At 55.7% G+C, this 23,866-nt stretch carries 30 protein-coding genes; 19 read left to right on the forward strand and 11 right to left on the reverse strand.

The features are described from left to right. The coding region (locus tag E3E42_RS10750) for an LAGLIDADG family homing endonuclease (RefSeq protein WP_304940797.1) at window positions 1-791 on the reverse strand (791 nt) is incomplete at its 3' end. Between the two features lie 152 nt (window positions 792-943). Between E3E42_RS10750 and E3E42_RS10755 the strand changes: the two genes are divergently transcribed. Further along, window positions 944-2,131 carry a glycine C-acetyltransferase gene (locus tag E3E42_RS10755; RefSeq protein WP_167904787.1) on the forward strand — a complete coding sequence of 396 codons (1,188 nt, stop codon included), beginning with the start codon at window positions 944-946 and terminating at the stop codon, window positions 2,129-2,131. Between the two features lie 55 nt (window positions 2,132-2,186). Here the strand turns inward: E3E42_RS10755 and E3E42_RS10760 are convergent, their stop codons facing one another. Genes E3E42_RS10760 through rimI form a run of 3 tightly spaced genes read right to left on the reverse strand, consistent with a single transcriptional unit; the run spans window position 2,187 to window position 3,635 of the window. Beyond that, window positions 2,187-2,573, reverse strand: coding sequence for a hypothetical protein (locus E3E42_RS10760; RefSeq protein WP_167904605.1), 387 nt, complete (start codon window positions 2,571-2,573; stop codon window positions 2,187-2,189). A gap of 46 nt (window positions 2,574-2,619) precedes the next feature. Next, on the reverse strand, window positions 2,620-3,135 hold the full coding sequence (endA, locus tag E3E42_RS10765) for a tRNA-intron lyase (RefSeq protein ID WP_167904607.1): 516 nt from the start codon (window positions 3,133-3,135) through the stop codon (window positions 2,620-2,622). Further along, a complete protein-coding gene (gene rimI, locus E3E42_RS10770) occupies window positions 3,132-3,635 on the reverse strand; it encodes a ribosomal protein S18-alanine N-acetyltransferase (RefSeq protein ID WP_167904609.1) in 504 nt (167 codons plus the stop codon). Before rimI ends, endA begins: the two co-directional genes overlap by 4 nt. A gap of 128 nt (window positions 3,636-3,763) precedes the next feature. Between rimI and E3E42_RS10775 the strand changes: the two genes are divergently transcribed. From E3E42_RS10775 to thrC, 6 genes are all read left to right on the forward strand, one after another. Then, entirely contained in the window at window positions 3,764-4,777 is a 1,014-nt protein-coding gene (locus E3E42_RS10775) for an iron ABC transporter permease (RefSeq protein ID WP_167904611.1), read from the forward strand. 2 nt (window positions 4,778-4,779) lie between these two features. Continuing rightward, a complete protein-coding gene (locus E3E42_RS10780) occupies window positions 4,780-5,499 on the forward strand; it encodes an ABC transporter ATP-binding protein (RefSeq protein WP_167904789.1) in 720 nt (239 codons plus the stop codon). A 153-nt stretch (window positions 5,500-5,652) separates the two neighbouring features. After that, on the forward strand, window positions 5,653-7,083 hold the full coding sequence (locus E3E42_RS10785; protein ID WP_167904613.1) for a hypothetical protein: 1,431 nt from the start codon (window positions 5,653-5,655) through the stop codon (window positions 7,081-7,083). Between the two features lie 189 nt (window positions 7,084-7,272). Continuing rightward, window positions 7,273-7,875, forward strand: coding sequence for an archaeal proteasome endopeptidase complex subunit beta (gene psmB / locus E3E42_RS10790; protein WP_167904615.1), 603 nt, complete (start codon window positions 7,273-7,275; stop codon window positions 7,873-7,875). Window positions 7,876-7,929: 54 nt separating this feature from the next. Beyond that, a complete protein-coding gene (locus E3E42_RS10795; protein ID WP_167904616.1) occupies window positions 7,930-9,021 on the forward strand; it encodes a DUF4157 domain-containing protein in 1,092 nt (363 codons plus the stop codon). 1 nt (window position 9,022) lies between these two features. Beyond that, window positions 9,023-10,162 carry a threonine synthase gene (gene thrC / locus E3E42_RS10800; RefSeq protein ID WP_167904618.1) on the forward strand — a complete coding sequence of 380 codons (1,140 nt, stop codon included), beginning with the start codon at window positions 9,023-9,025 and terminating at the stop codon, window positions 10,160-10,162. Here thrC and E3E42_RS10805 read toward each other — a convergent pair. Next, entirely contained in the window at window positions 10,146-10,427 is a 282-nt protein-coding gene (locus E3E42_RS10805) for a hypothetical protein (RefSeq protein WP_167904620.1), read from the reverse strand. The two genes, thrC and E3E42_RS10805, sit on opposite strands and share 17 nt — an antisense overlap. 125 nt (window positions 10,428-10,552) lie before the next feature. On the opposite strand from E3E42_RS10805, the gene E3E42_RS10810 reads away from it, so the two are divergent. Next, window positions 10,553-11,341, forward strand: a complete 789-nt coding sequence (locus E3E42_RS10810; RefSeq protein ID WP_167904622.1) for an extradiol dioxygenase — start codon at window positions 10,553-10,555, stop codon at window positions 11,339-11,341. A 71-nt stretch (window positions 11,342-11,412) separates the two neighbouring features. Beyond that, a complete protein-coding gene (locus tag E3E42_RS10815) occupies window positions 11,413-12,690 on the forward strand; it encodes an ATP-binding protein (protein ID WP_167904624.1) in 1,278 nt (425 codons plus the stop codon). On the opposite strand, the gene E3E42_RS10820 is transcribed toward E3E42_RS10815, so the two are convergent. Then, complete coding sequence (locus E3E42_RS10820) at window positions 12,644-13,099, reverse strand: alanyl-tRNA editing protein (RefSeq protein ID WP_167904791.1); 456 nt, start codon at window positions 13,097-13,099, stop codon at window positions 12,644-12,646. The genes E3E42_RS10815 and E3E42_RS10820 overlap by 47 nt on opposite strands. A 245-nt stretch (window positions 13,100-13,344) precedes the next feature. Between E3E42_RS10820 and E3E42_RS10825 the strand changes: the two genes are divergently transcribed. The 4 genes from E3E42_RS10825 (at window position 13,345) to E3E42_RS10840 (ending at window position 17,223) form a co-directional block, all read left to right on the forward strand. Beyond that, window positions 13,345-14,688 (forward strand): cyclic 2,3-diphosphoglycerate synthase, encoded by a 1,344-nt coding sequence (locus E3E42_RS10825; protein WP_167904626.1) that lies wholly within the window; start codon window positions 13,345-13,347, stop codon window positions 14,686-14,688. A 149-nt stretch (window positions 14,689-14,837) separates the two neighbouring features. Next, window positions 14,838-15,104 (forward strand): PLDc N-terminal domain-containing protein, encoded by a 267-nt coding sequence (locus E3E42_RS10830; protein WP_167904628.1) that lies wholly within the window; start codon window positions 14,838-14,840, stop codon window positions 15,102-15,104. Between the two features lie 200 nt (window positions 15,105-15,304). Then, window positions 15,305-15,718, forward strand: a complete 414-nt coding sequence (locus E3E42_RS10835) for a hypothetical protein (protein ID WP_167904630.1) — start codon at window positions 15,305-15,307, stop codon at window positions 15,716-15,718. Between the two features lie 578 nt (window positions 15,719-16,296). After that, the gene (locus E3E42_RS10840) at window positions 16,297-17,223 is read left to right on the forward strand and encodes a hypothetical protein (protein WP_167904632.1); all 927 of its coding nucleotides are present in this window, start codon (window positions 16,297-16,299) and stop codon (window positions 17,221-17,223) included. Window positions 17,224-17,298: 75 nt separating this feature from the next. Here E3E42_RS10840 and E3E42_RS10845 read toward each other — a convergent pair whose 3' ends face one another. From E3E42_RS10845 to E3E42_RS10855, 3 genes are read right to left on the reverse strand one after another with little or no spacing between them, the layout of a single operon-like run. Beyond that, window positions 17,299-17,712, reverse strand: coding sequence for a secondary thiamine-phosphate synthase enzyme YjbQ (locus E3E42_RS10845; protein WP_167904634.1), 414 nt, complete (start codon window positions 17,710-17,712; stop codon window positions 17,299-17,301). Then, window positions 17,663-17,989, reverse strand: coding sequence for a VanZ family protein (locus E3E42_RS10850; RefSeq protein WP_167904636.1), 327 nt, complete (start codon window positions 17,987-17,989; stop codon window positions 17,663-17,665). Before E3E42_RS10850 ends, E3E42_RS10845 begins: the two co-directional genes overlap by 50 nt. Beyond that, entirely contained in the window at window positions 17,986-18,876 is an 891-nt protein-coding gene (locus E3E42_RS10855) for a thiamine-phosphate synthase family protein (protein ID WP_167904638.1), read from the reverse strand. Before E3E42_RS10855 ends, E3E42_RS10850 begins: the two co-directional genes overlap by 4 nt. 119 nt (window positions 18,877-18,995) lie before the next feature. Here E3E42_RS10855 and pyrB point away from each other — a divergent pair, with 119 nt between their 5' ends. From pyrB to pyrI, 3 genes are read left to right on the forward strand one after another with little or no spacing between them, the layout of a single operon-like run. After that, entirely contained in the window at window positions 18,996-19,922 is a 927-nt protein-coding gene (gene pyrB, locus E3E42_RS10860; RefSeq protein ID WP_167904640.1) for an aspartate carbamoyltransferase, read from the forward strand. Then, window positions 19,923-20,057: a hypothetical protein gene (locus E3E42_RS12110; RefSeq protein ID WP_255453649.1), complete on the forward strand. Its 135-nt coding sequence runs from the start codon at window positions 19,923-19,925 to the stop codon at window positions 20,055-20,057. After that, window positions 20,058-20,513: an aspartate carbamoyltransferase regulatory subunit gene (gene pyrI, locus E3E42_RS10865; protein ID WP_167904642.1), complete on the forward strand. Its 456-nt coding sequence runs from the start codon at window positions 20,058-20,060 to the stop codon at window positions 20,511-20,513. Between the two features lie 38 nt (window positions 20,514-20,551). On the opposite strand, the gene E3E42_RS10870 is transcribed toward pyrI, so the two are convergent. Next, window positions 20,552-20,701 carry a hypothetical protein gene (locus E3E42_RS10870; RefSeq protein ID WP_167904644.1) on the reverse strand — a complete coding sequence of 50 codons (150 nt, stop codon included), beginning with the start codon at window positions 20,699-20,701 and terminating at the stop codon, window positions 20,552-20,554. 55 nt (window positions 20,702-20,756) lie between these two features. Here E3E42_RS10870 and E3E42_RS10875 point away from each other — a divergent pair, with 55 nt between their 5' ends. Further along, window positions 20,757-21,797, forward strand: coding sequence for a D-glucuronyl C5-epimerase family protein (locus E3E42_RS10875; RefSeq protein ID WP_167904646.1), 1,041 nt, complete (start codon window positions 20,757-20,759; stop codon window positions 21,795-21,797). Here the strand turns inward: E3E42_RS10875 and E3E42_RS10880 are convergent. Then, the gene (locus E3E42_RS10880) at window positions 21,768-22,361 is read right to left on the reverse strand and encodes a hypothetical protein (RefSeq protein WP_240913697.1); all 594 of its coding nucleotides are present in this window, start codon (window positions 22,359-22,361) and stop codon (window positions 21,768-21,770) included. The genes E3E42_RS10875 and E3E42_RS10880 overlap by 30 nt on opposite strands. Before the next feature lie 108 nt (window positions 22,362-22,469). On the opposite strand from E3E42_RS10880, the gene E3E42_RS10885 reads away from it, so the two are divergent. Beyond that, window positions 22,470-23,270 (forward strand): hypothetical protein, encoded by an 801-nt coding sequence (locus tag E3E42_RS10885; protein WP_167904647.1) that lies wholly within the window; start codon window positions 22,470-22,472, stop codon window positions 23,268-23,270. After that, the gene (locus tag E3E42_RS10890) at window positions 23,267-23,845 is read left to right on the forward strand and encodes an AAA family ATPase (RefSeq protein ID WP_167904795.1); all 579 of its coding nucleotides are present in this window, start codon (window positions 23,267-23,269) and stop codon (window positions 23,843-23,845) included. The genes E3E42_RS10885 and E3E42_RS10890 overlap by 4 nt, the downstream gene beginning before the upstream one ends. Window positions 23,846-23,866: the final 21 nt, after the last annotated feature.

A 23,866-nucleotide genomic window follows, 5' to 3' on the forward strand; every position in this document is an offset into this window, starting at 1 on the left:
ATGTAAACCCTCTCGGCCTTTCTGCCAGCGAGGCCGAGGCCTTTGACGAGCTCCTTGGCCATCTTCGAGTTCACGTAGACGTCGGGCGCGCGGTTTCTGTGGAGTCTCTCCCTGATTTTTGCATCTGGAAAGAGCCTCTCCGTAAGCTCCATGAAGCGCTTTCTAAGCTTTGCGTCCGTGTTCGTGAAGGTTATGACGTTGCTCTGCGCGTCGGCGTGGCCGTCGCCTATGAAGTATCCGAGCCACTCGGCGAGCGGATCCTCCTCGAGAACCGCGGGGAGGAAGCGCGGGACGGCGAGCCTGTCGCCAGGTTCCAGCTCCTCCGCTTTCACCCACTCGATTCTGCCGTTCTTTCTGTTAACGAGGAGGGGGTGGTAGGGCGTTACCTTGAGCTCCCTCCCGAGCCCCGTCCTTATCCTGACAAGCTCGTTCGTCTTATCCTTGTAAACGTACTCCACGGGAAGTTCCCTAAGCCTGCCGTCCTCGTCAATGCCAAGAACCTTAAGGCCCTTAACCGGGGTTGGCCCGAACCTGCCGTTGCCGATCCTCTCAACGAGCTCCCCGATCGTCGTCAGCTCGCCGTTGGCGATGACCTTCGCGTCCCCCGTGAGGCACTTCCCAACGCCGGGCGGGCCCGCGAAGAGAAGGTGCGGCATGGAACCGGTTCTGGCGTAGTGCTTCAGCCTTTTGACGATATGAGCCTGACCGACGATGTCATCGAGCCTCGCGGGCCTGTATTTCTCAACCCACGGCTTTTCAAGGATCCTAACTTCCTGAACATCATCCGGCATGTTCATCACCTACCCAAATCTAAACGGTACTGGGGATATTAAGGTTACCGGTGAGTGACGCTCCCATCGCGGAGCCGTGTTCAGCGGCTGCACCAAAGGGGGCACTGCAAAACTTTTATACCTCGATGACCAAAAAACGACCGGTGGTTCTCATGGCAAAGCTGGACTGGATTAAGGAGGAGCTCAAAGAGCTCAAGGAGAAGGGCCTTTACGTGACCATTAGAAAGCTTGAGAGTTCCCAGGGCCCCTGGGTCGTCGTTGACGGAAAGCGCGTTCTCAACATGTGTTCGAACAACTACCTCGGTCTGGCCGCACACCCCAAGATAAAGGAGGCCGCGATAAGGGCCATCCTCGACTACGGCGTCGGTGCCGGAGCGGTTAGGACCATAGCCGGTACCATGGAGCTCCACGTGGAGCTCGAGGAGAAGCTCGCCAGGTTCAAGAAGAGGGAAGCCGCTATACTCTTCCAGAGCGGCTACAACGCCAACCTCGGCGCTTTAAGTGCTCTGCTCACCAAGAAGGACAACGGTGTGTTCATCAGTGAGGAACTCAATCACGCGAGCATTATAGACGGAATGCGCCTCAGCGGCGCCCCGAAGGTCATCTACAAGCACCTCGACATGGAGGACCTCAAGAAGCGCCTCGAGGAGAACAAGGACAAGGAGAAGAAGATAATCGTCAGCGACGGTGTCTTCTCGATGGACGGTGACCTCGCCCCGCTGCCGGAGATGGCGGAGCTGGCCGAGCAGTACGATGCCATGCTCTACATAGACGACGCCCACGGCGAGGGTGTCCTCGGTGACAGCGGAAGGGGTATCGTTGACCACTTCAAGCTCCACGACCGCGTTGATTTCGAGATGGGTACGCTGAGCAAGGCCTTCGGTGTCATCGGCGGCTACGTGGCCGGACCGGAGGAGGCCATCGACTACCTCCGCCAGCGCGGAAGGCCGTTCCTCTTCTCAAGCGCCCCGAACCCGCCCGACGTCGCCGCGGCTATAGCTTCCGTCGAGATACTCCAGCACAGCGACGAGCTCGTCAGGAAGCTCTGGGACAACACCCACTTCCTCCAGAACGGGCTGAGGGACCTCGGCTACGACCTCGGCGGAACCAAGCACCCGATTACCCCGGTCATGCTCTACGACGAGAAGACCGCCCAGGAGTTCTCAAGGAGGCTCTACGACGAGTACAACATCTTCGCCCAGGCCATCGTCTATCCGACCGTCCCGCTCGGAACCGCGAGGATAAGGCTCGAGCCTTCCGCGGCCCACAGCAAGGAGGACCTCCAGTACGTGCTGGATGCCTTCGAGGACCTCGGAAAGAAGACGGGCTTTTTGAAGTGATGCTACCTCTTTCTTTTTAGTACGAACAAAGAAGTGAAATATAAACAAGAAAAAGTCACATAAACTTAACTCCTTGGCTACTATCAACATCAATCGTTTCAATCCATCCCGGAGGATACTCCCACATATAGATTTCAAAAAATACTGGATGACCACAATGCGGACATTGACCCTCATATTGGATAACCATTTGTTTTTCAGGACCCATTTCTCTATTTTCTGTTACTTGTTCATCGGTTATCCACGCAGTAGCATCGAATGTCTTGCCACATCTCAAACATTGCACAGGAACTTTGATCGAGACTAACTTGCATCCAACTGAAGTAACAGAGTAAGAGCCACCATTCTCATCAATAACTTCCCGAGTTAACTCCCATCTGATACCATCTGGTTCATCTATGGGACATTTCAACTCAAGAACAACCTGAACCATAAGGATCACCCAAATATTTAATCCTGCATGATTTAAAAACATTGTCATTTGTATCTTAAAACTTCACCCACTCGATCTTGTAGTACACGACGTCGTTGTCCTCATCGACGACGGCCATCACCATGTTCTTCCTGACGCCGTGGGCGACACGGACGCGGGCGGTAATGTCGTTTGGACTGAAGCGAAGGTTCTCCGGGACAACCCATATCAGCCACTGGGAGTGCTCGTCCATTCCCCGCCTGTAAACGCGGAAATGGGAGCCGAACTTGAGGGCGGACTTCACCGTGTAGCCCCTGTCGCGCAGGTCGGTGTAGACGAGGAGCTTTATGTCGAACTGGTCATCGCGCTTCCTGCCGAGCTCAACCAGCTCGCGGAAGGAGAGTTCCCTGTCACCGTCGAAGACCCTTATCTTTCCCTTTTCCATCAGGTAGGCGGCCTCTATGAGAGACAGGAAGAGCTTCCCGTTCACGACCTCCCCGAAATAGCGCTTGTTGTAGAACTGGTTTATCGCCTTCTCGCGCTCGCTGAAGACCCTGTCACCGCTGAGCTGAAAGATTATCGGTTCCTTCAATTCCTTCCACCCCACTCGTCGGCAGGCATGAGCATGTAGTACGCATCCTCGCCGTCGGCGTAGTAACCGATTATCCTCTTTATTTTCCTGAAGCCAAGACGTTCATATAGCTTTATGGCCTTTTCGTTGCTGACGCGAACCTCCAGGCCTATGTAGCGGGCCCCCTTGTTTATGAGCCTTTCGATGACCTCGGTGAGAAGGGCGGAGCCTATGCCGTTGCCCCGGTACGCCGGATCGACGGCTATGCTCATGATGTGGCCCTCAAGGTCCGGTCTGAGGTAACCCATGACGTAGCCGATGACCCTTCCGTTGTACTCGGCGACCAAAAAGGTGTCCGGGTTGTTTTCCAGGAAAACCAGGAAGACACCCCTTGGGTAGTCCTCCCTGAAGGACTCGCGCTCTATCCTCATGACATCGGGGATATCGAAGAGCCTGGCCGGCCTTATAGCCACCATGGCTAGTGGGACCCTCCCCCCAAACTGACGGATGGAGACGCTCATATAATATCCTACGCACCAAAGCTTTTAAGGATTGAGTAATCTGACCTCCTCCCCGCCGTGAGGGGCGAGACTTTCAAAAGAAAAAGGTAACCAAAAGCTTTAAACGCCTGGACAAATAATCCGACCCCATGAGGAAATGGCTCCCCGCACTGGCACTGCTCTCAACAGCCGCACTGTTCCTGGGGGTCTACGTGGGCTCCGTGGGCATAAGCCCGTCCGACGTCACCGCCAGTATAGCCTACGGAATAAAATCGACGCTCTCTCACTTCACCCAGACCAATCCAGGTGAAAAGCCGCGGTACTTCGTGATAATATGGGAGCTCCGCCTCCCGAGGGTTCTACTGGCCTACCTGGTCGGGCTCTCCCTCGCCTCAGCGGGCGTCGCTTCCCAGGCCCTCTTCAGGAACCCCCTGGCTGACCCCTACATCATCGGTGTTAGTGCCGGCGCCGGAATCGGGGCCGCGCTGGGTGCCATCTACGCCCCCTCGCACATGGGCTCCCTTGCCCTCGCCTCCGCCCTGCTCTCGGTCTTCATAGTTTACTCCGTCTCAAGGGTCGATGGCCACGTCCCCGTTGACACCCTCCTCCTGGCGGGAATAGCATACGGTTTTCTGGCGAGCGCGGTAACGTGGTACCTCATCATCAGCCAGGGCGAGAGGGCGCACGTCACCTGGATGTGGCTCATGGGAACGTTCAACGGTGCCAGCTGGGGCGACGTTGGTGGGATGTTCATCGTCTCCGCCCTGGGGACGGGCTTCCTGATATGGAAGTGGCGCGAGCTGAACCTCATCCTCCTGGGCGAGGAAAGCATAGCACTTGGCCTCGACCTGCACCTCTACAGAAAGCTCTTCATCGGAGCGATAGCAGTTCTAACGGCCTTCGCCGTCTCAACCGCAGGAATAATCGGCTTCATCGGCCTCGTCAGTCCACACGTGATGCGTCTCCTTCTCGGCCCGAACCACAAAAGTCTGACCCCCGCGAGCGCCCTCTTCGGAGGCGTTCTCCTCGTCTTCGCAGACCTGCTCGCCAGAACCGTCGCAAAGCCGACAGAACTGCCGGTGGGCATCATAACCGCCCTGATGGGGGCGCCCTTCTTCCTGTACCTTCTGATGAAGCACAAGAGGGGTGAGCTGTACTCATGACGATGAGGCTGGAGGTTAGGGTTTCCTTCGCCTATGGCGAGAGGGAGGTCCTGAAGGGCGTCGAGTTCACGGCGGAGATGGGGGAGCTCCTCGCGATAATCGGGCCGAACGGTGCCGGAAAGAGCACCCTGCTGAAGGCCATGGTCGGGATTCTGAGACCGAGGGGGAGCGTGAGGCTCGACGGAAGGGACCTGCTCTCAATGAGGCCGCCGGAGAGGGCAAGGCTCATAACCTACGTCCCGCAGAGCTCCTTCCCCGAGTTCGCCTTCACCATCGAGGAGTTCGTTGAGATGGGTGCCTACGCAACCAGGGGCAACGTTGAGGCGGCTTTAAAGCGCGTCGGCCTCTGGGAGCGCAGGAAAGAGCCGGTTACGAACCTGAGCGGCGGCGAGTACCAGCTGGCCCTCGTGGCCAGGGCGCTTGCGCAGGGGAGCGGGGCAATACTCCTCGACGAGCCGACGAGTCACTTAGATATAAACCACGCCCTCATGGTGATGGAGCTGCTGAAGGGCCTCAAGGAGGAGAAGATAATCGTGGCCGTTCTCCACGACCTCAACCTGGCGCTCCGCTACGCGGACAGGCTGGTCCTCTTGAAGGAAGGAGAAAAGTACTGGGAGGGGAAGCCAGGGGAGCTGAAGCCGGAGACTATTGAGGAAGTCTACGGCGTGAGGACGAGGATAGCTGAGGTGGACGGCCACCGGGTTCTTCTAGCGGGGATTTGAAAGTCAGTATAAGAGATGGCCGGGAGGAGTCAGTTGCATTATTTTCCTACATACTACTCAGGCCCCAAACGAACGAAAGGCCCATCAGGTTTTCCAAGTTTTGAAAGTAAATTTTATAAATTAATATGGAGCAATTAATATGGGGAACTTCTCATGGTGAGAAAGAAACCCCTGTTAGTAGTCTTATTGCTGATCCTCCTGGGAGGAACCACAGTAGGGGCCTTAAACTACACGGCAGGCAACGAAGACTCCGTAACCAGGGTACTCGGCTACGACGTGTACAGGATCGAAGGCTCAGGCAACTACATCATCTACTATCCCCTGCCCAACGGAAGCGTTAAAGTTCTGAAGAATGGAAAAGCCGGCGGCTTCTTCCCGACCTTTGTCAAAGTACCCAGGCACGAGTGGATAAAGGAACTTTCAACGGGTGAAAAAGCCCTCTACGCCCCACCAACTCCCCTAATACTCTACATCACGGAGGACGGAAAGCTGGGAGTGAAAAGCATAACTTCAAGCAGAATCAAGCTCGAAAGCGAAAAGACGCTGAACCTGAAGGGAGACTATCAAGTTCAAGCAAAGGGCTCATGTCCAAGGGGCTGGATAGACTTTGGAGGAAGGTACTGCATCGATCCACAGTGGAGTCTTCATTTTGACAGCAGGGCAAAATCAAAAACCTTCAACGAATGGGTCTCAGTAATGGGATTGAAAATCGAAAATTGGGCCGCAGATAGAGTTAACTACAACTGGCTTTTGCATCTCAGTGAGAGCACATACAGCTACTGGACGGTTGGAATTGACGCGGGGCCCTTCACAGTACTCAGCACGACAATAGGAGAACACTTCAGAGGATGGGAACTGAAAGTTGGATACTACAGCGACGGAAATCTCCCAATCAACTCCGATGACTGGGAGAGGTATCTCAACATCAGGGTGGAGTACATTGTGGCCCACGCCAAAGTTCCGGCGTACGACAAGGTTACGAGGAAGTACACCGACATTCAGATAGCGCAGACGTACCTAATGAAAATCCACAGCACGGGGGAGTATAAAATCGTGGAGTCAAACGATGGCCGCAAGCTTACCACGGAGTCCCCCGGAAGCAATCCCCCCAAAATTACCGCAACTCCAAACATATGGGCAATTCCAAAGGACTGTGAGTGGAATAGGACCCTGATACCTCCCCGCACATCAAAACTCGCCATATCCGTGTGGCAAACCCAAAGCAATAGCTTTAAATCAAGCTCCAGCTTCAGCATTCCAATTGGTTCCTTGGCGGGCAGGTACCTGGCCAACACAAATCCCCAGCTGGGAAAACTCGCCAACGCTTTGAGCATCACAATTGGATTCCACAAGCACAACAATGCCAAGTCAGAAGTGGCGTACACGTTAAGCGTGGATAGCAGGAAGAGCTGCTATGCAATGTACAGTGTTCTGAAAGTGAGGCGTGAAGGAAATGGAGCGAGGGTAACGGTTCCACTGGTGTTCGGTGTCGTAACCGACGGCAAGGTACCCTCACCACCGTGCAACCCAAGAACGGGGGTATGCGTGGACTCCACGAACCCATGGGGAAGAGAAGGAGACTAAATCTCCATTCCCTATTTTTAGGGTGCAGGAGCACCGGCAGAGACGGTCCTGGGGGTAGAACGCTGGATAACTGAAGACGTCCACATGGAAAGGCCAAGATAGCGGAGGTGGACGGTCACAGGGTTCTTCTCGCCAGCGTCTAGCAAAGGTTTAAAACCCGGCGTGAGAAGAAGGGTCAGGGGTGAGAGAATGGAAACGAAGAAAACCGGCACCACCACCGTGGGAATAAAGGCCAGGGACGGTGTCGTTCTGGCCGCGGATACGCAGGCTTCCCTCGACCACATGGTCGAAACGCTGAACATCAGGAAGATAGTCCCAATCACCGACAGGATAGCGATAACCACCGCGGGAAGCGTCGGCGACGTGCAGGCCCTCGCGAGGATGCTCGAGGCGGAGGCGAGGTACTACCAGTTCACCTGGAACAGGCCCATGAGCACCAAGGCGATGGCCAACCTGCTCAGCAACATACTCAACGAGAACAAGTGGTTCCCCTACCTCGTCCAGATAATCATAGGGGGCTACATCGAGGAGCCAACCCTCGCCAACCTCGACCCGATGGGAGGGTTAATCTTCGACGACTACACGGCGACTGGCTCCGGCAGTCCCTTCGCCATAGCCGTCCTTGAGGACGGTTTCAAGAAGGACATGAGCGTCGAGGAGGCAAGGGAGCTCGCCATCAGGGCCGTCAGGACTGCCGGAAGGCGCGACGTCTACACCGGCAGCAGGAAGGTTCAGGTCGTCGTCATCACGAAGGACGGCATGAAGGAGGAGTTCGTTGAGTTCAAGGGGTGAACCGTTCAACGGTTGCACCAAAGCCCTTTTTAATCCTCTTTTCGAGTTGGTGGTATGAAGAATCTCCCAGAGAAGATTGCAGTTCTCGGGCTGATAGCCCTGCTCGTCTCGGCGCTCTACGCAGCGGAGAGACTGACCGTCAATTCGAGCGCTGTTCTGGGAGAGGTAAACGAAATACTTGACCAGGTTCAGGAAATAAGGAATCTCACCTTCAAGGAGAGGCCGAGGATAGTGGTTCTCACAAAGGAGGAGGCCCTGGCCAGGTGGAGGCCCGGCAAGGCGGACATGGAGAGGATGAAAACAGAGGAGCTAACTTACAAGATGACCCTCCTCCTTCCGCCGGGCTACCAGTACATACGAAAGGAAACCGAGCGGAGCGCCAACTGGATAGCGGCCACCGTGGGGGATACGATATACATCATCCAGGAGAACTTCGCCTCGAACCCCGACACCGCCAGGAGGACGATAGCTCATGAAAGCGTTCACGTGCTCCAGAAGCAGTGGTTCAACGCGAAGTACGGGGCAGACACCTACGACGGCACCATAGCGATTCAGTCCCTCATTGAAGGGGACGCCGACCTCGTCGCGGACATCTACTGCGAGAGGAACGGGATTCCGATACACAAGATACGCTCCCTGAGCGGGGAGCCATTGACCGACCTCCACATCTTCCCCTACGTCTTCGGCGACCGCTTCGTGAGGTACCTCTACGAGAAAGGCGGCTGGGAGCTCGTTAACGAGGCCTACAGCCGCTATCCCGTCTCGGCCCAGCAGGTCATGCACCCCGAGCTCTACCTCAAGAACGTCACCCCACTCAACGTTACCCTCGATGCACCGCCGAACTCGCGCGTCCTCAAGGAAGACAGGCTCGGCGAGTACTACGTCTACCTCCTCCTCAGGGACGTTGCGAAGCTTGACAACGAGACGGCCTGGAACGTTTCGAGCTCCTGGAGGGGCGACAAACTGCTATTGACTCAAAACGCGAGCGGTTACCTGCTCCAGTGGATGGTCGTCTTCTCAAAGCCTGAAGCGGCCAGGACTTTCGAGGAGACCCTCTCCAGGCTCGCGGAGGGCAACACCTACGCGAACTACACGATAAGGATTGATGGAAGCTCCGTTCTCCTGATCGCCGAAAGGAGGGAGTGACGTGAAGCTCGTCTGCCCGATCTGCGGAAAAACCTACGACGAACCAGTTCAGAGGTGCGAGTGCGGCGAGCCGGTGGAGTTCGAGCCCTTCACAGGGGAGCCTTACATCGGAAGGACAGTCTGGGAACGCTTCTGGGACTTCTGGCCTGTCGAGCCGGCCCTTGAGCTTTCCCTCGGCGAGGGTGATACTCCGCTCGTGCGCTCAGGGCTTGGAGAGGAGTTTGGGGTCAGGCTCCACCTCAAGAACGAGACGGTGAACCCGACGTGGAGCTTCAAGGACAGGGGAACTTTTCTGGCGATGAGCTACGCCCTCAAGGCCGGTTACAGGGCGGTCGGAACGGTATCGACGGGCAACATGGCGGCGAGCGTCTCGGCCTATGCCTCCCGCTTTGGATTGGAGGCGAAAATACTCGTCTCAGAGAGCGCGGGCGACGAGAAGCTCAAAGCAGTTTCCGTCTACGGCGGGGAAGTTATAAGGGTTCGCGGCGACTATGGAAAGCTCTACTTCGAGAGCCTGAAGCTGGGGGAAAGGCTGGGCGTTTATTTCATCAACTCGGACAACCCCTTCAGGATAGAGGGCTACAAAGGCATAGCGTTCGAGATAGCCGAGGAACTGAGCCCGGACTACGTTCTAATCCCGACCAGCTCAGGCGGCCTTTTCCGCGGAATCGCCAAGGGCTTCATCGAGCTCCACGAGAGCGGGCTCATCGATGGGCTTCCAACCATTATCGCGGTTCAGGCCGAGGGCTGCTCACCGATATGCAGGGCTTTTGATGAGGGCAGGGCAAAAATCGAGCGCTTTGAGAGTCCCAAAACGGTAGCCAAGGCCATAGCCAACCCATATCCGCCGAGCGGGAACACGGTTCTGAGGCTCATGCGGGACTTCGACTGGAAATGTATGGCCGTTTCCGACGAGGAGATACTCGAAGCGCAGAGGAAGCTCGCCGGTGAAGGCCTCTTCGTCCAGCCGGCGAGTGCTACGGGTATAGCGGCGCTGGAGAAGCTCGACCTTCCAAGCGGAGCCAAGGTCGTCTCGATACTCACTGGCTCCGGGTTGAAGACTCTCTCGACGACAGGGCAGGGTAAGGTGAGGGAGTGTCATCTTGAAGGGCTGGAAAACTGCATCAAAAACGATTCATAAAGAAGCGCTTTGCCCGCTGCCTGTTCCCCTCATTTTTCTCGGACAGCAGATCAGGGTTCTCTGCAAATAGGAATTCATAAAGGCGCTTCAGGAGGAGCATGACTCCAGCATAAAGCCACACAAAGAACGCGGCGATACCGTTGGTAAAGTAACCCCAGAAGAGTAGCGTCCCGACTATAACGCCGAACGAGAGGGCAATCATGAGCCTAAGCAGGAGCGCATAGCCGTAGCGCTCCATCAATAGCCCAAAATCCACACCACTCACCAAACATTTACAACGGTGTAAATGTTTATAAGCCTTACTCTAAGCAAAAATTCAGAAAGAAACGGCGAACGGTAAAACCGAGCAAAACGTATAAACGGGAAAGATGTAGCAACACCGGTGATAACATGCTGATCGGAGCCGCGATGATGCCCCACGGGAACCCAGTTCTTGAGCCCCCAGACGAGGAAACGCGGAAGCTGGCAGGGGTTCTGAGGAGAATCGGCGAGGAGTTCGGGAAAGCTGATTCCTACGTCCTGATAAGCCCGCACAACGCGAGGATGAGCGACCACCTCGGGGTTGTAATGGCGGAGCATCTCGTCTCGTGGCTCGGCTTCGAGGGGAAGGAGCTCCCCGGCGAATGGGAGACCGACGTTGAGCTGGCCGAAAAAATCTACCGCGCGGAGAAAGATGCCCAAATGCCCGTCGTTGACCTGAACTTCGCCTCCCTCAAAGGGCAGTATTCAAGGTGGCCCCTGAGCTGGGGGGAGCTGATCCCGCTCCAGTTCCTTGAGAGGAAACCTCTGGTCCTCGTGACACCCACAAGGGGAGTGTCGAGGGAGACCCTCATAAAGTTCGGCGAGGTCCTCGGGGAGGTCATTGAAGAAGAGGAAAAAAGGGTCGCGCTGATAGTCAGCGCAGACCACGGACACGCCCACGATCCGAACGGACCCTACGGCTACAGAAAGGAGAGCGGGGAGTACGACAGACTGATAATGGAGCTGATTAAAGAGAACCGCCTCGATGAGCTCCCCAGCGTTCCGGAGGAGCTCGTGAGGAACGCCCTTGTGGACAGCTACTGGCAGATGTTGATAATGCTCGGCGCGATGAGAAAGGCTGAATTCGAACTGAAAAGCTCCGCCTACGCATGTCCTACCTACTTCGGCATGGCGGGGGCGCTGTGGGTGCGAAAGTAGCCTGCAAATTTTCAAATTTTGTTCATCTACAATACACAACCCATTTATACTATTGTGTATTTGTAATACACATGATCTCGCTGAGGGAAATAACCGAGGAGTACGTGGGCTCTCTCCGGTTCGTCGAGGAGATAGAGAGGGAAGTCCCCCTACCGGCGGGCAGCGACATTAAGGCCATCATAGGGCCAAGGAGGGTGGGCAAGACCTTCCTGCTACTCAAGAGGGTCGAGGAGCTGAGGGAAAGAGAGAACGTCCTGTACGTCCCCTTTGACGAACCCGAGCTCAGGGGGCTGGGCGCCAGGGAGTTCGCCGAGATGGTAAGGGCCGAGTTCCCAGAGGGGAGGGTCACGCTCCTCCTGGATGAGGTTCAGGAGTGGGAGGACTGGGACGTCAAGCTGAGGTGGCTCCACGACGTCAAGGACTTCGACATCTACGTCTCGGGCTCCTCCTCTGCCCTGATGTCCTCGGAGATTCCCAGCAGGCTCAGGGGAAGGCACGTCTCAAGGCTCGTGCTCCCGCTGTCATTCAGGGAGGTAGCTGGGAAAAAACCCGGAACGTTCAGGGAGAGGGGGAGGGTGAGGAACCTCATGGGGGACTACCTCCGGTGGGGCGGGTTCCCCGAGGTGTGGAGATCGAGGTCGAGGGAGAAGATAATCTCGATCCTGGAGACGATGTTCTACAGGGACATGGTGGAGCGCTTTGCCTTCCGGGACGTCAGGGAGTTCCGGGAGGCGTTCTACCACATACTATCGCTTTACGGGGGTTACTTCACCTACCGCTCCCTCCAGAGGGCCCTCAGGGGACTGGGCGTTGATGCCAACGTGAAGACCGTCATGAACTACCTCCGGGCAATGGAAGAGGCCTTCCTCGTCTTTCAGCTCCCGCTGTTCGCTCCCTCGACGAGAACCATCATGAGAAGCCCGCGCAAGCTCTACCTCGTGGACACGGCCTTCGCCAACCTCTTTTTCAAGGGGCTGGAGGAGGGCAGGAGGATTGAAAACATCGTCTTCATTGAGCTCCTGAGGGAGAAGAGCTACTGGAGGCCGGAGATCGAGCTGTCCTACTACTCGGATGGAGACGTCGAAGTGGACTTCGTCGTGAGGGCCGGGGGGAGAGTGCAGGAGCTGGTCCAGGTCACCTACGAGCTGAACGCCTCGAACTACGGGAGGGAAGTTCTCGGCCTCGTGAAGGCAGGGAAAAGACTGGGCGCTGAGAGATTGACCCTCGTCACCCTCGACTCCGACGAGACCATCAGGGAGGGCGGAAAAACGGTGCAGGTAACGCCCCTGTGGAGGTTCCTCCTCAGAGAACGTCAAAGCTTATCTCAAGCAGCCCCTTGCTCTTCCTGAAGCGAACCTTCCTGATTTTTATCTCCCCTATCTCGCCAGTGGTTTTCGTGTGCTCCTCCCTGCAGGCGTTCACGTTCCAGTTCTCGATGACGACCACCTTCAGCGTTTTAACCTCCGGCGGGATTGGAAAGAGGTCGTACATATCCTCGCCGAAGCGCTTTTCAGCCTCCTCCCTGGGCAGCTCATAGACCCCGATGGGAACGTTCTCCCTCACCTTCCCGTTGGCGAGGCGCTCTATCTCGGCGATTTCTTCAGGCGTTGGCTTTCGCCCAAATTTGACCGTCAGCCTCCCGTGGTTCCCGTCAACGTAAGTTGAGGCGGTCCACTTCGCCCCCTCGCCGAGAACCTTAACGACCGCCCCCTTAACGACGTGCAGGGCCGTGTGAGTTCTAACCTCAACCGACGACATAGACATCGTTCCATATTCTCGGAGGGATTATTAACGGTTGCGGACGTTAGGGAATGGCAGTGCAGGTTATTAACCCCGCAGGTAAATTCAGACGGAGATTATCCAGCGGCGCTTGAATGTTTTTCAGTTCACTGATGGTTGTACCGAATAATTCACGCCAGAAGCTTGCACCATTAAACAAAAACCGTTATAAATGCCAAAAACGATACACCAGTGCCGAATTAACAGCTTTTGAGGTGGTCGACATGGCCGAAAAGAAGAAAAAGAGGGTTCTCATTTTGGGCGCCGCCGGAAGGGACTTCCACAACTTCAACACGTTCTTCAGGGACAACCCCGACTACGAGGTCGTTGCCTTCACCGCCACCCAGATCCCCGACATCGAGGGCAGGGTCTACCCGCCCGAGCTCGCCGGCGAGCTCTACCCGAACGGAATTCCAATCTGGAGCGAGGATGACATGGAGAAGATAATCAGGGAGCACGACATCGACGTCGTCGTCTTCGCATACTCCGACGTTCCGCACGAGCACGTCATGCACCTCGCCAGCAGGGCCCACTCAGCCGGTGCCGACTTCTGGCTCCTCGGCCCGAAGAGCACCATGCTGAAGAGCACCAAGCCGGTCATAGCCGTCACCGCCGTCAGAACCGGCTGTGGAAAGAGCCAGACCAGCAGGAAGGTCGCCCAGATCCTCCAGGAGATGGGCTACAAGGTCGTCGCCATCAGGCACCCAATGCCCTACGGCGACCTCAGGAAGCAGATCGTCCAGCGCTTCGCCAGCTACGAGGACCTCGACAGGCACGAGTGCACCATCGAGGAGCGCGAGGAGTACGAGCCCTACATCGACAGGGGCATGGTTGTCTATGCCGGCGTTGACTACGAGAAGATCCTTCGCGAGGCCGAGAAGGAGGCCGACATAATCCTCTGGGACGGCGGAAACAACGACTTCCCGTTCTACGAGCCGGACCTCTGGATAGTCGTTACCGACCCGCACAGGCCCGGCCACGAGCTCAAGTACCACCCAGGTGAGACCAACTTCCGCGCCGCTGACGTCATAATCATCAACAAGATAGACACCGCCAACAGGGACGACATTCAGAAGGTCCGCGAGAGCATCGAGAAGGTCAACCCGAACGCCGTCATCATCGACGGTGCCTCACCGCTCTACGTCGACCAGCCGGAGCTCATCAAGGGCAAGCGCGTTCTCGTCGTCGAGGACGGCCCAACCCTCACCCACGGTGGCATGAAGTATGGTGCCGGATACATCGCCGCCAAGAAGTACGGCGCGGCCGAGATAATCGACCCGAGGCCCTACGCCGTCGGCTCGATCATCGACACCTACAAGAAGTACAGCCACCTCGACGTCATCCTGCCGGCCATGGGCTACGGCGAGAAGCAGATCAGGGAGCTTGAGGAGACCATCAACCGCGCAGATGCAGACGTCGTCATCATGGGTACCCCCATCGACCTCCGCCGCGTCATGAAGCTCAACAAGCCGGCCGTCAGGGTCAGGTACGAGCTCGAGGAGATCGGCGAGCCGAAGCTCAAGGACGTCCTCAAGGAGTTCGTCGAGAAGCACGTCAAGAAGGAGTGATCCTTCTTTTCCATTCTATTCTCCATAGAATCACCGCAGGGAGCCCTCCAAGACCGATGTTCAGGGCGATATGCGCGAATTTCCTGGCCCGCGCTCTGTGATCCAGAAAGATTTTTCTACCAAGAAGCGTTATTCCGTTGGGTGGTTCAATGAATGAGCTCGTGATGTTCAGTGCGGTATGGGTTCTCGGCATGATACTCATGGCCCTCCAGCTGCTGGCCCTCGTGTGGGTCATCTACGACGTCCTCACAAAGCAGAAGAAGATGTCGAACCTGGAGAAGATTTTGTGGATAGTCCTGGCGTTCCTTTTCACGATACTGGGGGCGCTGGTGTACTACCTGCTCGTCAAGAGGACGGGCAAGTACGAGGAGAAGCCCGAAGAAATCACCAGCCGCGATGAACCCATCGTCTACTGACATTTCCCCATTAAGCCCCACAATTCCTGCGGGGGGAGGCAGAGACGCCGGTGCAGTGCAGGAAACCTTATATAACTCCGAGCCTAGGGGAATCACAGAAGGTGGGAGGGACAGTAATGAGCGAAACCACCAGTAAAACAGACGCTTTTTTGAAGAACAGCGGTGTATGGGAGGGAGAGTTTTCAAACTACGTTAATCAGATGGGAGGGATCATACAGCGAGGGAAGATGATAATCGAGATTGAAACAACCTCAGAGGGCACTATAATCCAGAGAAACTTCTTTGTGAGACCGGACGGGACGAAGAGCAATTACGTTGGGATTGCACAGATGAGAATCGATGGAAACCGGCTGTTATGGGTAGGAGAAGCGGTTGAGGACCCGAACACGGCCGAGGAAATCAGAAACCACTCCTTTGAGGGCATCGTTACCGACGACCAGATATACATAACGGAGCTCTACGAGGTAGTTGGGAAGGATGGAACCATCGAACGCAGGCGCAACACCACTCACTACTACTTCCTGAGCGAGGACGAAGCCGTAATGACCGGTAGCGTCTACGTAAACGACAAACTGCTTGTATTCGCGAGCACACTGCTGAGGAGAACGGGGTAAACCAGAGCCGGAAGCCTGTACCCGCCGCGGAACAAAACACCGGAAAGCTTTTAGACATGATGTCCTAATTCCACTGCCCGGGGAGTGCCGCCGAAGGCGGAGCCGATGAACTTGGGCGGGTTATTACCCCCTTTATGTTCCACATAAGACAATAGAGGGAAATCCTATCGGTTCTCAAATTCTAAGTAAAACAAACCATGTGGGAAGCCCACCACAGGAGTATCTCTCAAGCTCTTTTTCTTCTCGCTGTTCATTCAAACACATGATAAGGTAATCATTACTGAAACAACATTGATCTTTAGATTAAACCGACAATAGAAAAGTCTAAATACAATTGCACAAAGTATAATATGTCCCATAAACCGGAGGAGGTCCAGAAAATGAGAGCACCAATCGTGGGATTGCTCCTCAGTTTGACTATCCTTCTAAGTACGCTAAGCCTCGCGACCCATATCTTCAACAATCAAAAAGCAGACTCCCATCAGGATATAGTCATCTCGGAGTCCGCGCAGAGGCTTCTAAGGGGTAACCCCGTTTACTTCTACGGAGACAACGCTCCAGAGAATGCCCGGAGGCTGGTGGATTCTCTTAGAACAAAATTGGGTATCGTCCTGGACTTCAAGGAACTGAAGAAGTCCAACGTAAAGTTCATCGGAATAGTGACCAAGCCAACCCCAGGGGGCAGGTACTACACGGTATACTACATTGTCGAAGGCCCGGGGATAGACCCGCAGCGGGAGGTACGCGAACTCCAGAAGATAAGTGAGGGGGTAAAAAGAACGGACATTGAAATCCTATCCGGCAGGTCCAAGTTATCGCCCCTAAGCCTTCAGGTCTCCTATGACTGGAATCCCATAGGGAGCGTTCACTGGAAGAGAAGCGCGCTGGATTCAGCCCCACGCGCCTACCTTGAATTCAAAGCGGACTACAGCTACGTGACAACAACCTCCGGCCAGTACTGGTATCTCGTTCACACAGTAACCCAGGGCAGGGCAATGGCATCTACCGTGGCCGTAAAAAGCCTGGAGACAATAATAGACGCCAACCACCCGCAGAACCCGTGGCAGCAGATAGAGGACTGGTGCCCCAAAAACAACGGCGGCCCCAAGACGGGTTACAGTTACACATTCCAGATTAACAACGTAAAAAAAGGATCTGTAAGTGCCACCGTCAGTTATGAAACCAGCGACGGTTATTACATGAAATGGAAGGACCGCACCAGCGGATACGAGAGCAGGCTCGATGTCATTCATGAGTACTACAAACAACATTATCTCCGCCCCGACATAGCCTGGGGATCACAGCTGACCGTGGAACCCTCGGCGATATTCTCAGCGGATCCATCAAAGGGAATGGGACGTACCTACTATTTAAGCCTGGACCACGTTGTGAAGGGAACCTTCTGGGTCAGGGGTGGAAGCGGAGCCATATACACCATGAACACGCCGCCGATAAAGTTCCACGTGACGGTGTACCCCTGGAAGATTGTTGAATACAATCAATGATTTTGTTTTTCAATTTTTGAGATGCTTAGAACTCCCACTTCTCAAGGTTTATAAAGGTGTGAGAGCCGGGAGTTCTCACTCCCCAACCACCTGAACGATGACCCGCCTGTGCCTCGGTATCACGTCCAGCTCGACGAAGAAAATCTGCTGCCACGTGCCCCTCACGAGCCTGCCGTCAACGACGGGGAAGCACTCGCTCGCGCCAAGGAGCGTAGCGCGGAGGTGGCTGTGGGCGTTGTCGTCTATTCTATCGTGGAGGTAACCCTTGCCTTTAGGTATAAGCTCCTCAAGTGCTCTCTTGAAGTCCTCCAGAAGGCCGGACTCATGCTCTATCGTGACTACCGCGCCGGTGGCGCCGGGAACGAAGACCAGAACCTGGCCGTTCTCGATCCCGGATTCCTCAACGATTCTCTCCACCTCACGGGTTATGTCGATGAGGTCAATCTCCCCCTTCGTTTGAAACCTCAGTTCCCTCGTGAGAACCGTCATACCACCACCCCGCGGTGACTCCGAGGGTGAAACCTATTAGGTTTGCGGCCATATCTGCGAAGGAGAACGTTCTCCCGGGGATGAAGAGCTGAAGGAACTCCAGGAGGAAGGGCAGGGGCAGGAAGTAAGTCCACAAACGCCATCCAAGAAAGCCCAGAGCAGCAAATTCCACCAAATGTGCCAGTTTATCCCCGTTGGCCACGGGCGACGACGGAACCCTCGGCGTTAGGTTCAGAAACAGAAGAAGGAGCACGTAGAGGAAGAGAAACCTCCTCAAAGGTTCCCCACCAGCCTCTTGAGCTTCTCAACGACGTCGAAGGGCGTCTCGCCGAATATATAGACCAGCGGTTCGACCCCAAGGCCGCCCACGTCAACGACTGCGTCATAGGCATCCTGCCTGAAGACATCGGCTATAACCCTCACGGCCTCATCCTCGCTCAGCCCCCCCGTTTTAACCCTCCCGACCTTGAACCCCGCGGCAGTCAGGGCGGATTCTATGTCACGGCCGTACCTGATGTTGAGAACGCACCGTATTTCGGGCCGTATCGCGGCCAGCTTAACGAGTATGCCCGCGGTAAAACCGCTCGCCCCGAACTCGGGCGGGAAGGCGAAGGCTTTACCCTTGGCGGCGGTTATCCTTCCGGGAATCGCTGCAACGTCTTCGATGCCCCGCGGGGACGGAAGGGAGTAGGCGAAGTTGCTCCTGACCTCCGGGATGAGGGCTGGGAACTTTTCATCCCTAAGGAGTTCGTTGAGGGCCATGTTCAGAACCTCAAGTATCTCGCTTCTCAGCGGCTGGACCTCAAAGAGCGACCTGCAGGAGTCCTCGCTCACACCGGCGTACTCGGAATAGAACCTGCACAGAAAACCGGTTTGAAACAGATCAAAAATGTGCTTCGCCACGAGGAGTATCGCATCCTCCCTGCTCCCCCCGAAGAGTATGAAGGAAGACACGTCATTGGCCATGTCTTCGAGCCTCTCGGCCACCTCCGCGGGGGGCATCTTATACTTCCCAGCCAGATATTTGCTAACCATCGCCTGGGTTATGCCGAGGTACTCGGCTATCTGGGACTGCTTCATGCCCTCGCGGTAAAGTCTCTCCGCTATCTTGGCCCTCAGAAAAGGCATCAGCTCCTCGGCTACGTACACGCTGGGCGTCCTCATGCTACCACCCTAAAACCAGGTTATGGAAATTTTGAACCCGGCTTTAAAGGGTTACCGTCGACAAGTTTATGTTAAAAAACGTTTAAAAACCCTTCGAAATTTACACGAGAAGGGCTTTTATGGACTGGAAAGGACGCGACGTGATAAGCGTTAGGGACTTCTCCAAAGAGGACATCGAGTTCGTTTTGAACGTTGCCGAAAGGCTTGAAACGGAACTCAACGAGAAGGGCGCACTCGACTACGCGAAGGGAAAGATACTCGCGACGCTCTTCTTCGAACCATCAACGAGAACCAGACTGAGCTTTGAGAGCGCCATGCACCGCCTCGGCGGCTCGGTCATAGGCTTCTCCTCCGCCGCCAGCACGAGCGTCAAGAAGGGCGAGAGCCTGGCCGACACGATAAAGACGGTCGAGCAGTACAGCGACGCCATAGTTATACGCCATTCGATGGAGGGAGCCGCGAGGCTCGCCGCGGAGGTGGCGGAGATACCGGTGATCAACGCCGGCGACGGCAGCAACCAGCACCCGACGCAAACTTTGCTCGACCTCTACACGATAAAACGTGCCTTCGGGAAGATCGACGGCCTGACCATAGGTCTGCTCGGCGACCTCAAGTACGGGAGAACCGTCCACAGCCTGGCGGAGGCTTTGGCCTTCTACGACGTCGAGCTCTACCTGATTTCGCCGGGTCTCCTGAGGATGCCGAAGCACATCGTTGAAGAGCTCCGCGAGAAGGGGGTTAGAATTCACGAGACGACCGAGCTGGAGGGAACAATCCCGGAGCTGGACGTTCTCTACGTCACCAGAATCCAGCGCGAGCGCTTCCCGGACGAGCAGGAGTACCTCAAGGTCAAGGGTAGCTACCAGGTTAACTGCGCGGTTCTGAAGAACGTGAAGGAAAGCCTCAGAATAATGCACCCTCTCCCGAGGGTGGACGAGATACACCCAGAGGTCGATAGGACGAAGCACGCGCTCTACTTCAGGCAGGTCTTCTCCGGAGTTCCTGTGAGAATGGCCCTTCTCGGACTGACCCTGGGGGTGCTGTGAATGAATGCAGGTTTGAGGTTGCATCCCCTCTCGATGATGCGGGGGGATGCATTTGGGATTGAGCACGTTGGTGAGACCCCAAAACTTCCGCCAGCGCTTGCGAAGGCAAGGGCTGAAATTCCGGGGGTGCTGTGAATGGCCGAGCTCAAGGTTACCGCCATCAAGGAAGGAACTGTCATAGACCACATCCCGGCCGGAAAGGGGCTGAAGGTCATCGAGATACTCCGCCTCAACAGGCCAAACGGCGGCGTTCTCCTTCTCGCCTCGAACGTCCACAGCGGGAAGCTCGGAAGGAAGGACATAGTCAAGATAGAGGGCAGGTTCCTGAGCGAGGAGGAGGTGAACAAGATAGCCCTCATTGCCCCGAGCGCGACCGTGAACATAGTGAGGGACTACAAAGTGGCGGAGAAGTTCAAGGTCGAGATTCCGGACGAGATAACCGGAATCCTTCGCTGCGCGAACCCCAACTGCGTCAGTAACCACGAGTACACAGTCTCCAAATTCTACGTCGTCTCAAGGGAGCCCCTTAAGGTGCGCTGCCACTACTGCGAGAGGACGATGGAAGAGGAGGAGATACTCGGGAACCTCTAACTATTTTTTAAAATCTTTCGAAAAGCTTTTTAACTCTTTTAGATAGTGTTAACTATGAGTTCCATGAGAAAAACAGCAACAGTAATTTTGGTAACGCTCCTCATCATAGCCTCCGGTTGCTTGGGAACGAATGAAAAAGAAAAAGACCAAACCTCGTCCAACCCAGTGAGTAGCACAGCCACGCCCATTCACACACCTCCGATTGAATCCCCGCCCGCCGGACCGGGGGACTATGAACTCCTCATGGAGCAGTATCCCTCCCTACGGGAGGTCATAGGGAAGGCGTTCAATGCCTCCCTGGAATTCCCGGACGTCCACTATCCCATCGAGGTGTTCTCCTCAATCGCACGGAAACGACGTCTTACTCGGGCCGAGCTGGAGATACTGAACCTCACCCTCCGCGCCAACCTCTGCTACTTCTCGAAGAGAGAGCCGCCGGGTACCGATTACCACGTCGTCTCATTCTCCAGGGAGCGGCCCCTCGAAAGCATCCCCTACGTGGAATGTCAGAACTTCACGAGCACGCTGCCCTTCGTGTACTACAGGGGGCGCGGTTTTCAGTATTACCCTGTGACGGCCTCCAATTGGGCGTACCACTACCTGAAGACGGGCCAAGATAGAAGGGCGGAGGCACTTCTAAAGGAAATGCTCCCCCTTATGGAGGTGGTTCATCAAAGTACCGGCGAAGCGGGCATCTTCAACGTTTATTTCGAGCCACCGGACACCAGGGAGATCAGGCTACCCTGGGTCTCGTCGTTTTCACAGGGAATGCTCGCCGGCCTCTACGCGTGGTTATACAACGAGACCGGCAACGAGACATACCTGCGCGCGGCCCATCGGCTCTTTAACTCGTTCTACCTGTCCCCCGAGCACGGCGGTTTCGTCGAGAACACGGACTACGGGATCTGGTTTCTCGAGTACCCCTACCGCCCGGACTTTCTCGTCCTCAACGGCCACATCATCACTATGAAGGGGCTGTGGCTCTACCACAGATACACGGGCGATGAACGGGCACTGGAGCTCTTCAACGCGGGCGTAGAAAGCGTTAAACGGGCACTTCCAGACTGCGATAGTGGTGAGTGGAGCCTCTACTCGGTTAAAGGACCAGAGGCCAGAGAAGACTACCACCGGCTCCACATCAAGCTCCTCGTCTGGCTCTACACCCGGACGGGGGATGGAACGTTCATAGACTACGCAGAGAGATGGAACGGCTATCTTGAAGAAAGAGGGCTCAAAAAAGAAAACCTGGAAGCACTAATCCAGCAGGTGCGGAAGGCGCCTTAACACAGGTATCGTCGCGGCAAGCCCCAGGAAGACGTCGATGGCACTTTGGATGGCATTCGGAAGGCCGATTGCCACCCAGAACGGAACACCGGTCCAGCTCTCGACAGCCTGAACCACCTGCTCTCTCGGGAGGCCGAGCCATATCTCAAGGGCAACGTAGTAGTTGAGGGCCAGCATGAGCGGTATCCTGACGGCAAGGCCGGCGAGGTAGGCCAGAACCGCGAAGACCACGAGTTTCCCCCCACCGGTGGAAAGCTCGAAGCCTGTAGCCCTCTTTGCCACCTCAAAGCCCACTATGACCGCCAGGGTCGCGAAGGACTTCATCATCGCCCCCAGCCAGCTGGCGGAGGAGACGACGCTCAGGCCCGCAAAGAGGAGCAGAACTGCAGTTAAGCCGCCGGTGAAGCCCGTGAGGAGGTAAACCATTATTATCGGAACCGCCACGAGGTCTATCTTCATACCCCAGACGGTGGGCATCTCAATCGGCATCACATCGAAGAGCAGCGAGAGGCCGAGCATCATTCCGATTAGAGCTATCTCCCTCGAACTCATCCTCACACCCATCACCGGGCGAAGGTTTGTTCCAGATTTTATAAATTTTTGTTCCCATAACGGAACAATCTTCCGGCGAGAACCTTAAAAGCCGATCCCGCGAGGTAGGAGGGAAGAACCATGTTCACGGTCGAGGGAATATCTGAGCTGGTGAGGGTAATAAGGCGCGAGAACGGCTTTCCGGACAGCCCCTTCAGGATAGACGAGGTCCGCTACGACCCCGAGGGCGACAAGCTCTTCATAATCGCCCACGACAGGACGGACAAGAGCGTCGTCATAGGCAACAGCTTCGTCATCGGAAAGCTCCGCGAGAGGCTCAAAGTCAAGCAGGTTACCGTCTACTCCAACCTCGACCTGGAGATAAAGCGGAGGAAGCTTGAGGAAGCGGAAAGGCTCGTCGAAGGGACGGAGCTTGAATTCCTCCTTCCGATAATTGAGGCGGAGAAGAGGTTCCCCCCGCGAAAGTGGCCGGATGTCAGAGGGAACTTCAAAACGCTCGTCTTCATGAGCTTCAACGCGAAAGCCCTGCTCGGCTTTGCTGAAAGGCTGAACCTTCCCCACGAGGCAGTGGGGCTAAAATACGCCTTTCCAAAGATGAAGTACGAGCCGATTGAGGGTGAGCCGGCGGAGGTTCTCTTCCCCGATGGGAAAAAGCTCATCAATCTCGCGGGAGAGAGGAAAGCGAAGCTCGTCCTCGCCGATTTTCCCTTCGGGCTGAAGGCCGAGCAAGGGATCTACCTCCTCAACCCCTTCAGACTGCTCCACATCGGGTTCTTTGAACTCAAGTACCTCTTCGGCTTTGAGATGCCCGTGATATACGACAAAACCGCCCTGATAAGATTCGTTACCGACCTGGTTTACGAGGGGCTTATGGAATCGACGGACGGTGCAAACCTGATATGGAGGTCGTGGAAAAGATGATAATTGGAGTAGTTGGGAAGATCGCCGCCGGAAAGACGACGGTTGCGGAGTTCTTCGAAGAGAATGGATTCTGCAGAGTCTCCTGCAGCGACCCGCTGATAGACCTGCTCACCCACAACGTTTCCGACTACTCGTGGATTCCGGAACTGCCTGAAAAGGCCGAGCCGACGCGCGAGAGGCTCATAGAGTTCGGGAAGTACCTGAAGGAGAAGTACGGCGGGGACATCCTCATAAGGCTCGCCGCCGACAAGATGAGGCACTGTAAGAAGGTCGTCATAGACGGCGTCCGCTCGCGGGAGGAGATAGAGGCGATAAAGAGACTCGGCGGAAAGGTGATTTACGTCGAGGCGAGGCCCGAGATAAGGTTCGAGCGGCTGGTGAAGAGGAAGGCGAGCAAGGATAAGGGCATAAGGAGCTTTGAGGACTTTAAAAGCATGGACGACGCCGAGGAGCGCTTATACCACACGAGCGAGCTGAAGGGCCTCGCGGATTACGTGATAACCAACGAGGGGACGCTGGAGGAGCTGAGGGAGAAGGTAGAGAGGATCATCGAGGAGGTAGCGGGGAAGGTTTAATAGGGTGGGAACCAAAATTTA

This window comes from Thermococcus sp. JdF3 (assembly GCF_012027495.1).
In the GTDB taxonomy this organism is placed as follows: domain Archaea; phylum Methanobacteriota_B; class Thermococci; order Thermococcales; family Thermococcaceae; genus Thermococcus.